General features: G+C 32.6%; 13 protein-coding genes and 2 tRNA genes. All 15 read right to left on the bottom strand.

Annotation, left to right across the window (positions count from 1 at the left end):
• Positions 1-8: 8 nt before the first annotated feature.
• The 15 genes from BTO06_RS02920 to BTO06_RS02850 all read right to left on the bottom strand — a co-directional run bounded on the left by BTO06_RS02920 (position 9) and on the right by BTO06_RS02850 (position 12955).
• Entirely contained in the window at positions 9-911 is a 903-nt protein-coding gene (locus BTO06_RS02920) for a methionyl-tRNA formyltransferase (RefSeq protein ID WP_232731502.1), read from the bottom strand.
• Positions 912-916: 5 nt separating this feature from the next.
• Complete coding sequence (locus tag BTO06_RS02915) at positions 917-2071, bottom strand: LegC family aminotransferase (RefSeq protein WP_100923884.1); 1155 nt, start codon at positions 2069-2071, stop codon at positions 917-919.
• A 1-nt stretch (position 2072) separates the two neighbouring features.
• A complete protein-coding gene (locus BTO06_RS02910) occupies positions 2073-3260 on the bottom strand; it encodes a UDP-N-acetylglucosamine 4,6-dehydratase (protein WP_100923883.1) in 1188 nt (395 codons plus the stop codon).
• A 4-nt stretch (positions 3261-3264) separates the two neighbouring features.
• The gene (locus tag BTO06_RS02905; protein ID WP_100923882.1) at positions 3265-4587 is read right to left on the bottom strand and encodes a UDP-glucose dehydrogenase family protein; all 1323 of its coding nucleotides are present in this window, start codon (positions 4585-4587) and stop codon (positions 3265-3267) included.
• A 3-nt stretch (positions 4588-4590) separates the two neighbouring features.
• Positions 4591-5022 (bottom strand): adenylyltransferase/cytidyltransferase family protein, encoded by a 432-nt coding sequence (locus tag BTO06_RS02900; RefSeq protein WP_100923881.1) that lies wholly within the window; start codon positions 5020-5022, stop codon positions 4591-4593.
• Between the two features lie 83 nt (positions 5023-5105).
• Positions 5106-6146: a non-hydrolyzing UDP-N-acetylglucosamine 2-epimerase gene (wecB, locus tag BTO06_RS02895; RefSeq protein ID WP_100923880.1), complete on the bottom strand. Its 1041-nt coding sequence runs from the start codon at positions 6144-6146 to the stop codon at positions 5106-5108.
• 4 nt (positions 6147-6150) lie between these two features.
• Complete coding sequence (locus tag BTO06_RS02890; protein WP_100923879.1) at positions 6151-7119, bottom strand: Gfo/Idh/MocA family protein; 969 nt, start codon at positions 7117-7119, stop codon at positions 6151-6153.
• Positions 7120-8400, bottom strand: a complete 1281-nt coding sequence (locus tag BTO06_RS02885) for a nucleotide sugar dehydrogenase (RefSeq protein WP_100923878.1) — start codon at positions 8398-8400, stop codon at positions 7120-7122.
• Between the two features lie 9 nt (positions 8401-8409).
• Positions 8410-9393, bottom strand: a complete 984-nt coding sequence (locus BTO06_RS02880) for an SDR family oxidoreductase (RefSeq protein WP_100923877.1) — start codon at positions 9391-9393, stop codon at positions 8410-8412.
• A gap of 98 nt (positions 9394-9491) precedes the next feature.
• Positions 9492-9569: transfer RNA gene (locus BTO06_RS02875), tRNA-Val, on the bottom strand.
• A 55-nt stretch (positions 9570-9624) separates the two neighbouring features.
• Positions 9625-9699 (bottom strand) — tRNA-Val (locus tag BTO06_RS02870).
• Positions 9700-9769: 70 nt separating this feature from the next.
• Positions 9770-10981: a bifunctional folylpolyglutamate synthase/dihydrofolate synthase gene (locus BTO06_RS02865; protein WP_100923876.1), complete on the bottom strand. Its 1212-nt coding sequence runs from the start codon at positions 10979-10981 to the stop codon at positions 9770-9772.
• 4 nt (positions 10982-10985) lie between these two features.
• Entirely contained in the window at positions 10986-11855 is an 870-nt protein-coding gene (locus BTO06_RS02860) for an energy transducer TonB (RefSeq protein ID WP_100923875.1), read from the bottom strand.
• Positions 11856-11858: 3 nt separating this feature from the next.
• On the bottom strand, positions 11859-12254 hold the full coding sequence (locus tag BTO06_RS02855; protein ID WP_100923874.1) for an ExbD/TolR family protein: 396 nt from the start codon (positions 12252-12254) through the stop codon (positions 11859-11861).
• Positions 12254-12955: a MotA/TolQ/ExbB proton channel family protein gene (locus BTO06_RS02850; protein ID WP_100923873.1), complete on the bottom strand. Its 702-nt coding sequence runs from the start codon at positions 12953-12955 to the stop codon at positions 12254-12256. Before BTO06_RS02850 ends, BTO06_RS02855 begins: the two co-directional genes overlap by 1 nt.
• Positions 12956-13004 lie beyond the last annotated feature (49 nt).

Below are 13004 nucleotides of genomic sequence, written 5' to 3'. Positions count from 1 at the left end.
CTTACTCATTATAATTCGTTTTTAAACCTATCTCCAACCTTTAACTTCACATTTGTTTCTATATCAAAAATTTCTATAAAAGAATCCTTGGTTTTAACAAGATAGCCTAATTTTGCTTTTGATAAAATTTGCCCCGGAATACCTTTGTAAGATGGTGCCTCATTTACCATTTTTGCACAATTAATTTTCACTTCTTCTCCATTCAAAAAAGTAACTGATATCGGCCCAGGTCTACATATTGATCGAATAAAATTAAAGAGTTCTCTAGAAGTTTGATTCCAATTAATGATTTCATCACCAACCCCTCTTCTTCCACAATAAAAACCTACCGAATGAATTGTATTTTGTTTTATTCTTTTCGCTGTTCCTAATTGAATCTCTTTTATTGCATCGAATAAAATGTTAGCACATTCAGAATAAGCTATATTCAATAGTGTCTGATAGTTGTCCTCTTCTTTAATTGGATATATATTTTGTTTTATTATATCTCCAGTATCTATACCTTCATCAACATAGTGGACTGTGATTCCAAAGTCCTTTTCATCATTAATCAAAGCCCAACTTAAGATATTTCTCCCTCTGTAAAATGGTAATTTACCTGCATGACAGTTAATTACTCCTAATTTAGGAACACTAATAATTTGTTTTCTAAAAATCTGATTAAAACTCATTGAAACAAATAAATCACATCCATAAGATGAAGATTTTTCAATAAAATCTGTATCATTAATTTTTACTGGATACAGATAATCAATGCCATACTTTTCAGAAAATTTTTTTAAGGTCTCATCTTTTGTATCTGACCTAGGCACTATAAACTTTATATCTATTGTTTCATCTTTTATTAACTTCTCAAAAGCCAAATGTGACCATGGTCCATCTGCAAAATAACCAATTTTTATTTTTTTCATATTTATTATTTTAGTGCTCTAACACTACTTGGTATATTAACAACCCTTTCTTCTAACCATTCTGAATTTGTAAGATCTCCTTTGAAATTGTCTTTATACATAGGAAGTTTATTCATTAATTGCCATATAGGCCTCGTCATGATTCCTTTTTTATTACTTTCTTCTAAGAAAGAATCTCGTTCTTCTTTATTATTTAGAATAATAGCATTTAACCAAAAGTTACATTGTTCAGATTCTCGCTCTTCGAAAAAATCAACAGAACTATTCTTAAAAAAAGTTGAATATTCTTTTGCGAGCTTTCTTTTATTCTCAAGGAAAAAATCTAAATTCTCTAGCTGTGCTAACCCTAACGCAGCATTAATATTGGGCATTCTGTAATTAAAGCCTATATCATCGTGAACATACTCCCACTTGTGTGGTACTTTGGACTGTGTTGACAGATGCTTCGCTTTTGCGGCTAACTTATTATCATTTGTTAAAATTATCCCTCCTCCACCAGTAGTCATTATCTTATTTCCATTAAAAGAAATAGCAGATATTCTTCCAAAAGTACCTAAATGTTTACCTTTATAAATACTACCCATTGCCTCAGCAGCATCTTCTACTAATTCAATGTTATATTTTTTACAAACATCAACTATTTCTTCTATTCTACAGGCATGACCAAAAGTATGCATAGGCATACAGGCCTTGATTCTATTTTTAGTGATCTTATTATAACATACTCCATCTCTCAATTCTGCGTTTTCTTCTAAAAATTCTATTAGTGATTTAGGAGACATCCCCATAGTATCTTTATCCACATCAACAAAAACAGGAGTTGCATTAGCATAAGTAATTGAATTTGTAGTAGCTATAAAGGTTAAAGGCTGCGTAATTACTTCATCTCCTTTTTCAACCCCAACAAGTAATAAAGAAAGATGTAATGCATTTGTACCATTAACACACACTATCGCGTGATTAGCTTTTGTGTATTCAGCTATTTTATCTTCAAATAAATTCACGAACTTACCTACACTAGAAACAAAAGTCGAGTCAATACACTCATTCAAATAATTTTTTTCATTTCCGTTTAAATAAGGTACATGTAATGGTATGAAATCTTCCTTAACATCAAATAAATCACGTACTAATGTTAAAATATTTTTTGTTTGATCCATTTTACATCTTAGAATCTAAATATACACCAATGTCTTTATGACCAAAATTTGGAATCATTTTGTGAAAGAGGTTAACAATATCTTCTTTATCCCAAAATTTATTTTTTCGTAAATTGTTAATAACATCTAAAAAATATATTAGTTTCTCTTCATCAAATTCTGGCTCGTTCTTTACAATTCCGAGATTAATATGTTTTTTTAAGTCTAATGTTTCTTTTTCCGTAAAAAACTCTTCAAAACTTTTCTCTCCAGTTGTATTACTTTTACCAAACAAACATGGCCATTTTCCATCAGCTAATAAAGTGTTTATAGATGCTCTAGCCTCCTCTTCACTTTTAACTAAATAAGGATCGTAACCTTTGTCTTTCAGAAATTTTTCTGCTATTTCAGAGAAAGTAATTAGGTGTAACCCTTGGTCTAATTTAGGAAAATATATATCTCTATTCTCTCCAAAGATACATGACATTAAGCATAATTCTCCTGACTCTTGGGGAACAACGAAATATCTTTTAATATCGGATGGTGCAGCAATTGGTTGTCTTTTTTTTATTCTTTGTTCAAAACCATGTAATAATGATCCATCGGAAAAAGCTACATTAGCAAACCGAGCTGTGGAAATATTTATGTACCTGCTCTTCTCCATTAAGAACATCTCCATAATACGTTTAGACCCTCCCATCATATTTACAGGGTTTGCGGCCTTGTCAGTAGAAACACAAAAATACTTTTTTGTATTCATTTTTATGGATTGATCTATAGTTTTAATTGTGTTAAGGATGTTCACCTTAATCATTCTCATCAAAGTGTATGGATCCTTCTCACTCCTAACATGTTTTAATGCAGATAAATTTAACACATAATCATACCTATCTTGATTAATTATGAAAGCGTCATACTCTAAAGAACCAATATCAAGTGCAAATGTTCTAAAATCGCCTTCAATGTACCCATGAGAACTTCTAATATCTCTAACCAGTTCGACTAAATTATTTTCACTTATATCTACAACATGTAATTTCTCAGGATTCCTTTTAAAAATCTCCTTGGTAACTGCCTGACCAATTGTACCTGCTCCTCCTAAAACGAGAAAACTAGACTTTGACACTTCATTTAATAGCTCTTGTTGGTTTTTAGAAACATCTGCATTAAAGAGAAGTTTATCTCTATTTATCAGTTTTAAATAATCCATAAAATCACTTTCCTATTCTGTAATACTCAAATCCCTTTTCTTCTATATTGTAGGCTATATACTGATTTCTACCGTCAAAGATTATGGGTTCAATCAATTCTTTTTTTATCTCATCAAAATCTGGCGATCTAAATTCCTTCCATTCTGTTAAAAGAATTAAAGCGTTTGAATCACGTAACACATCGTATTTCCTTTCACAATATTCAACATTCTTAATATCTTTCAAATAAAAATGTTTCGCTTCTTCAATTGCCTTAGGATCATACGCCTTCACTACGGCTCCTCTCTTTACCAGCTCCTTTATTACATATATTGCCGGTGCTTCACGCATATCATCTGTTCCTGGCTTAAAAGACAGTCCCCATATACCAAAAGTTTTTGCAGATAGATCATTTCCGAATAATTTGATTATCTTTTCAGATATCACAAACTTTTGACGATTATTTACATCTTCAACTGACTCTATTAACTGAGCCTTATAATTATTCTCTTCTGCTATTTTTTTTAAAGCTTTAACGTCTTTAGGAAAACAAGATCCTCCATAACCACAACCAGGATATATAAAACTATAACCGATTCTAGAATCAGAACCAATACCTAAACGTACATTATCTACATCGGCTCCAACCCTCTCACATATGTTGGCCATCTCGTTCATGAAAGAAATTTTAGTAGCTAACATTGCATTAGCTGCATACTTAGTCATTTCAGCCGAACGAACATCCATTGTAATAAAACGATCGCGTGTTCTAAAGAAGGGACTATAAAGCTCTTTCATTTTATCAAATGCAGTTTTAGATTCAGCTCCAATAACTACCCTATCTGGTTTCATGAAATCATTAATAGCATCCCCTTCTTTTAAAAATTCAGGGTTAGAAACAACATGAAACTCAAGATCACTTGATCTTTTATCTAGTTCTTCCTGGATGGTTGCTTTCACCTTATCGGCGGTACCTACAGGAACTGTCGATTTGTCAACTACGATCAAAGACTTTTTCATTTTTTGACCAATCTCCCTTGCAACAGCTATAACATATTGAAGATCTGCAGAACCATCTTCCCCCATTGGAGTACCAACTGCTATAAAAACTACTTGAGCATCTTCAATGGCTTCCTCTAATTTTGTTGTAAAAAACAGATTTTTCTTTTCAACATTTTTAAGAACCATTTTCTCTAGACCTGGCTCGTAGATTGGAATAATTCCTTTTTGTAATTTATCTATTTTATCTTGATTAATATCTACACAGGTTACTTTATTACCCATTTCAGAAAAACATGTTCCTGAAACTAGACCTACATAACCAGATCCAATTACTGCTATATTCATAAATTATTTATCCTTGGCTTTTAAACTTTCTTTTTGATGCACTTCTTTTCTAAGTCCACTACTGGAAAATCTGTGTTCTCTTTTATTAAAATACAAATCTATCCCCTTTTTTTCACAATAATCTCTTCCAGTAAACTTTTTATTAGCATATTCATCTCCGATAATTCGAACGTCTATATGGAATGATCTTAAAACATCTTCCAAATCTTGTTCAGTGGCATAAGGGACTATTTCATCAACATATTTACATCCTTTTAGCTGGATATACCTTTCTACTACTGACTGTACAGGTCTATTTTTTTCAGGTCTATCTATTGTTGGGTCTGTTTGTAATCCGCAAATTAGAAAGTCACATTGACGTTTTGCTTCTTCCAACATCTTGATATGGCCTGCATGAAGTAAATCAAATGCACTAAATGTTATACCTACTTTCATATTCTTTTCTTTTTTGATGGACAAATATATTAAGTTATTCTATAATAGAAAGCTTTTTTTACTTTATTAATGTTTCATTTACATTAACAATTCAATATTCCATGGACTATTTTTTTAGAACTATCACCATTGCCGTAAAGCTCATCATTCCAGTCTGATTTAAACTTTAGTAGTTCTATATTTAAACTTGATAAATCTTTAAACATTAACTTATTGTTACCTCCTTTTAATGTCTCAATCCATTCTGTCTCTGTTCTAATAGTTACACATTTCTTATGTAACCAGTATGCTTCTTTTTGCATTCCTCCACTATCTGTTATCAAACCTTTAGATTCTTTTAGATAAGATAAATTATCTAAATATGATTGTGGATCAATAAATTTTATATTCCTAAAGTTGTCAAACTTTAAATTAAATATCTCAATGTTTTTTCTAGTCCTAGGATGTATTGCCATTATTACAGATTTATCCAAATCATTTAAAACTTGTAATATATAATCTAATCTTAATTTATCGTCAGTATTATATGGCCTATGAATTGTGGCATAATAAAACTCTTCTACCACGTTAATACTTTTAAAGAGTTTGTTTTCTTTTACATAAAAAACTAAATCCTTCATTATATCTCCGACTTCATGTACATTTTTTACGATGCCTTCATCTTGTAAGTTTTTTGTAGCTTTACTTGAAGGAGTGAAAAGACAGGTTGAAATATGATCTGTTAATATTCTATTTATTTCTTCAGGCATTTCTTTGTTAAAACTTCTAAGCCCAGCTTCAATGTGAAAAATAGGTATATGGATTTTTGACGCAACTAACGCCCCAGCTAGAGTAGAGTTTGTATCCCCGTAAACAACAATTCCATCTGGTTTTTCTTGAACTAGAATTTCTTCTATCTCAATCATCATTTTTGCTGTTTGTGCTCCGTGACTATCACTCCCTATATTCAACTTATAATCAGGTTTTTTCATACCTAATTGTTCAAAAAAAACCGCACTCATATTTTCATCATAGTGCTGCCCCGTATGAATCGTCTTTAAATCTATTTTTCCTTCGCAAGCTTTTTCAAATGGAAAATGCTTTATGAATTGAGGCCTAGCTCCTATAATCGCAATAATTCTCATAAAGTTATCTATTAAAGGGATGTGGCTCCAAACCTTGAGAAGCAAAGGGATGATATTCTCCAATCAAACCTTTTGGTTGTGTATTTCGTATTTCATGAACTATTTCAATGGCTTGTCTAGCATCTTCCAAACCATATCCTTTCCCTTCAAGAATACCTTCATATACTTTGGTATGCAAATCCTTAAATCCACCAGAAAACTCCAACTCTTCTCCTTCTATCATTATGGAACGATACGTTCGTTGCCCCTTTTCCTTAATTTCCTCTGGTAATGCATTGCTATTAATTGACAAGAACCATCTAACTCGAGCTCTTTCAAATTCAAGATAGCCAGCTGCTCTATCATGAGAATGAACATGGACTGTATTCTCTTTTACATCTCCAAAAACCCAGGAAAGCATATCGTAAAAATGTACTCCGATATTAGTTGCAATTCCGCCTGATTTCGACTCATCTCCTTTCCATGAAGTATAATACCAATGCCCTCTAGAGGTAATATAAGTTAAATCAATATCAAAGACTTTATCCTTTGGAGCATTTTTAACTTTGTCTTTCAAGTCTAAAATACTTGGATGCATCCTTAATTGTAAAATATTCCAAATTCTTCTACCTGATTCATTTTCCATTTTTCGTAGAGCATCAATATTCCAAGGATTCAACACTAATGGTTTTTCACATATTGCATCTGCTCCTCTTCTTAACGCCATTCTAATATGAGAATCGTGTAAATAATTAGGAGTACAAATACTCATATAATCCAACACTTTATTCTTCTCATATTTAAGCTTTTCCAAGTATCTATCAAAACGTTCAATTTCGACAAAAAAATCTGCATTAGGAAAATAACTATCCATAACACCTACACTATCAAATTTATCAAGTGCAGCTATTAAATCATTATTCGTGTCTTTTATAGCTTTCAAATGCCTTGGCGCAACATATCCCGCCAAACCAATCAACGCAAATTTCTTCATCTATAAAGTTTTATCTTTTAATTCTTTCGATAGTACATTTTTCACATCATATACAATCGCTTTATCATTTTTCAATGAATCAAAATCCAAGGTCTTAAATTCATTATGAGCAACCGCTAAAACTACGGCATCAAACTTATTGTTTGGAACGTCTTTTACTGAAGATAACCCATACTCTTTCTTGACCTCATCTGGCTCTGCCCATGGATCAAATAAAGAAACATTCATTTCGTAATCTTCTAATGCTTGAATCACATCAACAACCTTTGTATTTCGAACGTCAGGACAATTTTCTTTGAAAGTAATACCTAAAACTAAAACCTCCGCATTTTTAATCCTGATGTCATTTTTAATCATCAACTTCAAAACATCAGAAGCTACATAATCTCCCATACTATCATTTAATCTTCTTCCTGCTAAAATAATCTCTGGATGATAACCAAATTCTTGAGCTTTCTGTGCTAAATAGTAAGGATCAACACCAATACAATGTCCACCAACTAAACCTGGTTTAAACGGAAGGAAATTCCATTTTGTACCTGCAGCTTCCAAGACATCATACGTATTAATATCCATTAAATTGAAGATTTTAGCCAACTCATTTACAAACGCAATATTAATATCCCGTTGAGAATTTTCTATGACTTTAGCAGCCTCTGCCACTTTAATTGTTGGGGCCAAATGTGTTCCTACAGAAATTACAGAGCGATATAATTCATCAACTTTTTTCCCTATTTCAGGTGTTGAACCAGAAGTAACTTTTAGAATCTTTTCAACTGTATGTTCCTTATCACCAGGATTAATTCTTTCTGGAGAATAACCAGCAAAGAAATCTTCATTAAACACTAAACCTGAAACTCTTTCTAATACAGGAATACAGTCCTCTTCTGTAGCTCCTGGATAAACTGTAGATTCATAAACCACTACATCTCCTTTATTCAATACTGAACCAACAGTCTCACTTGCTTTAATAAGTGGAGTTAAAATCGGTCGATTATTTTTATCAACAGGTGTTGGAACGGTAACAATAAAGTAATTACAATCCGATAATGAATTTATATCTGTAGAACAAAACAGTCCAACTTTAGAATCATCATTAACCAGAACCTCTTGTAATAAACTATTTTCAACTTCAAGAGTAGAATCAACTCCTGTCATTAACTCATCAACTCTACTTTGATTTATATCAAATCCAACTACCGAATATTTTGTTGCGAACAATCTAGCTAGGGGTAAGCCTACGTATCCTAAACCGATTATTCCTATTTTAATCTCACTCATAAAATTTAATTATAAATTTTCCCAGTACCATTTCACTGCCTCTTTCAAACCTTTTTCTAAAGAATATTCAGGCTTGTAACCCAACAATTCTTTCGCTTTATCAATACTTGCAAGAGAATGAGGAATGTCTCCTAGTCTATTCGGACCATAATTAATATCAATATTATCTATACTTTTATCAAATTCAGATAAATACTTCTTTAAATATTGAACTAAATCGTTCAATGTGTTCCTCTCTCCAAAGGCTACATTATAAATAGTATTAATTGCCTCTGGATTATCGGACGCTAAACAAAGTAAATTAGCTTGAATTACATTGTCAATGTATGTAAAATCTCTTGAATAATTACCATCACCATTAATTACAGGAGATTCCCCTTTCATAAACTGACCTACAAATTTTGGAATTACAGCTGCGTAAGCTCCATTTGGATCTTGTTTCCTGCCAAAGACATTAAAATACCTTAAACCAATCGTTTCTAAACCATAGGTTTTTGAAAAAACATCAGCATACAGCTCATTTACATATTTTGTTATAGCATAAGGTGATAAAGGTTTCCCAATTTTGTCTTCAACTTTTGGTAAAGAATCGGAATCACCATAAGTTGAAGAACTAGCTGCATATACAAATCGATTCACTCCTTCGTCTCTAGCAGCCACTAACGTATTTAAAAAACCACTCACATTAACATCATTAGAAGTTATTGGATCTTTAATTGATCTTGGCACAGAACCTAACGCTGCTTGATGTAAAACATAATCAACTCCGATTACTGCCTTTTGACAATCATCAATATTGCGAATATCTCCTTCAATTAATTCAAATTTCGAATCCTTCATAAGCTCCTCAATATTTTCTCTTTTCCCTGTAGCAAAGTTATCAAGACAAACCACATAATTATCCCGTTTTAAAAGTTCTTCGCACAGATTAGAACCAATAAACCCAGCGCCACCGGTAACCAAAATCTTCTTATTTGAAAGATTAATATTCATAAAAATCGAACCATTTATTCTATTAGGCAAACCTACAAAATCTAAAGCAAAGTATAGAGTAAAGTAAAATAAAAAAGCCCTCAGTTCCCTGAAGGCTTTGGTGGGCGCGAAGGGATTCGAACCCCTGACCCCTTGGGTGTAAACCAAGTGCTCTGAACCAACTGAGCTACGCGCCCGAAATTTTTGTCAGGATTCGGTAAACCTGTATGCAATTTAGCTTTTGAGTTTTTGTGGGCGCGAAGGGATTCGAACCCCTGACCCCTTGGGTGTAAACCAAGTGCTCTGAACCAACTGAGCTACGCGCCCTCGTTTGCTATTGCGGATGCAAATATAACACAGTTTTGAATTCTGACAATGTTTTTTTTGCTTTTTTTTGCTATAAAATTTCCGCTACCGTAAATGTGCTACCTCCTACAAAAACTAAATCCGCAGAAGAAGAAACCTTAACAGCCTCATCATAGGCACACAACACACTTTCATACTGTTCTCCTAACAATTCGAACTTTTTTGATTCTTTTTTTAAAATTTCAGCAGAAAGTCCTCTCGGTAGATTTGGTTTTGAGAAATAATAAATTGCTTCTTTTGGAAATAACGGTAAAATCTCGTCTAAATTTTTATCTGAAACAACACCTAATACGATGTGTAAATTGTCATATTTTTCCTTTTTAAGCTGCTCCATCACATAAGTTAACCCTTCTTTATTATGCGCCGTATCACAAATCACCTTAGGAGAATGTTCCAAAATTTCCCACCTTCCTCTTAATTTGGTATTCGTTTTTACATTAAGTAAACCTTTTTCAATTACATCCGGAGTAACTTTAAAATTTCTCAAGTTTTGAACTGTGCAAATTGCAGTTTTCATATTATGTCGTTGATAACTACCTAATAAATCAGTCCCATATACTTCCTGAACTACTTCAGAAGCAAAGGTAATTTTAGCATCAAGTTCATTAGCCTTTTCAACAAATACATGTTCTATCTCTAATTGCTTTTCTCCAATAACTACAGGAACAATAGATTTAATGATACCCGCTTTTTCACTAGCAATTTTCTCTAATGTATTTCCTAAAATCTGAACGTGATCTAACCCTATATTAGTTATTACCGACATTTCAGGAGTAATAATATTTGTAGAATCTAATCTTCCTCCTAAACCAACTTCTATAACTGCAACATCAACCTTCTCTTTAGCAAAATAATCAAAGGCCATCCCTACAGTCATTTCAAAAAATGATAATTGATGCTTTTTAAAAAAAAACTTATGACTATTGACAAAATCTAAAACCTTCCCCTCAGGAATCTCTTCTCCGTTTATTTTAATCCTTTCAGTAAAACTCTTTAAATGTGGAGAAGTATACAACCCGACTTTATATCCAGCTTCTTGTAAAATAGAGGCTATCATATGACTTGTTGAACCCTTACCATTTGTTCCACCTACGTGTATAGATTTAAATTTATTTTCTGGATTCTTTAAATAATTGGCAAGTTGTATTGAATTAGATAGGTCATCTTTATAGGCACTTTTACCTTCATTCTGATACACAGGAAATTGATTAAACATCCAATTGACTGCTTCTTTATAAGTCATAAATTTATTTAGATAAAGAAAATTTGTAAATTATAGTTCCCACTTGAGTTGAAGGAGCCTTTCCATCAGCATTCCATTTGGTTTTAAGCGCTGCTTTTTTAGCTGCTTCAAACAAACATGATGCAGAGTTTGTCGTTCCTTTTGCCCCTGGCTTTGCTTCAACAACATTCCCATTCTGATTAACTTTAATTGAAACTACAACAATGCCTTCTTCTTCACAATCTGGATTTTCTCTTGGCTTAGATAAAGCTTTTCTTCCTGACAAATTGTATTTTCCGCCAGAACCACCGCCTATTTGTCCATAATATTTATTGGAATTTGGATCGCCTTTTTGATCTCCTTTAACACCAGGATCCGCATTATCCCCTTCTCCTTTTGCATTATCCCCATCTGATGGTGATCCATTTAACAAACTATTTAGAGCATCCGTTGCGGCTTTTGATGGTTTTGGCCTTGGTTTTGGCTCAGACTTATTCTCTTTTATCACCTCTTCTTTTTTCTCTTCTTCTTTTTTCTCTTCTTCAACAACTTCTTTCTTTTGATCTGACTTTTCAACAACTGGTACGTCTTCATTGGAATCATCTGTCAGCACATCCTCATTAGTTGGATTTGATGTAGTCTCTTCAACAATTTCTTCTTGAACCTCTTCCTTTACCTCTTCAATTTCTTCAACTTTTGGTTCAGTAATTTTAACTTTTTCCACAGGAGAACCGTCTCCTACATCAGAATCACCAAAATTTATTGCCACTCCATATTCAATAGGAGGATCCATGTATTTCATACCGAAACCATACATCACAAAAATCAATAACAGCAGTATAACCGAAGTTAATATTGCAGATTTTCTCTTGTGTATAGTGTCAAATAATTGCATAATTTAATTTCCTTTTACGGCCAAAACCATTTTCAATTTATTTCTATGCGCAATATCGATGATCTTTACCACCTCTTCGTAGTTCACTTTCTTATCTCCTCTAATCACTAAGCTTTTAGTTCCTTCTACACCACTTGTTGCCTCAACAAGTTTTCTTTCCAAATTAGCAGCTGAAACTTTTGTTTTATTAATATAAAATACTCCTTCCTTTGTTACTGAAACAGCGACTTTTGTTTTATTCTCAGTCTTCCCATTTCCATTCGGTAAAAACAAATCAATCGCATTAATAGTAACCAAAGTAGATGTCAACATGAAAAATATCAACAACAAAAAGACAATATCCGTCATTGATGACATATTAAAATTGGGATCTACTTTATTTCTACCTCTTAAATTCATTACACAGGTTCATTTAATAAATCTAAAAATTCAACTGATTTAGCTTCCATCTGATAAACAACCTTATCCGTTCTTACCACTAAATGGTTGTAAGCTATATAGGCCACAATACCAACAATTAATCCAGCTACTGTAGTAGTCATAGCAGTATATAAACCATCGGAAAGCATTTTAATATCAATTTGCCCTCCAGAATTCGCAATCTCGTGAATTGCAACAATCATACCGATTACTGTTCCTAAGAACCCAATCATTGGAGCTGCTCCTGAAATAGTTGCAACAACAGAAACATTCTTTTCTAGTTTATAAATTTCAAGCTTACCCGCATTCTCAATTGCTGTATTAATATCTTCTAGAGGTTTTCCTATTCTTGAAATACCCTTTCCAATTAATCGAGAAGTTGGACTATCTGTATTTTGACACAAAGCCTTTGCCGCGTCTAATTGTCCATTAACAACAAAATCACGAATTTGGTTCATAAAATCTTTATCTACATGCGAAGCGGATTTTATCGCAAAGAATCTCTCAAAATAGATATAAAGGGCCACTCCTAATAACACAAATAACAAAGCGATAATTATTTGTCCACCAAGACCACCATCCTTAATTAATTGGATGATTGATAATGTCTTTTCTTGTGTAGCCTCGTTTAAAGCTCCTTCGGTAATTTCTTTTTCGACTTTTTGAATAAATAAAAGCATAAAACAGATTTGATGTTTTTCGTAAAACGTTTTCTTTTGATTAAAAGTA

The sequence above is a fragment of the Tenacibaculum sp. SZ-18 genome (assembly GCF_002813915.1).
Lineage (GTDB): Bacteria > Bacteroidota > Bacteroidia > Flavobacteriales > Flavobacteriaceae > Polaribacter.
The sequence above is the reverse complement of the archived record's forward strand: the minus strand, read 5'-3'. Positions and strand labels throughout refer to the sequence as shown.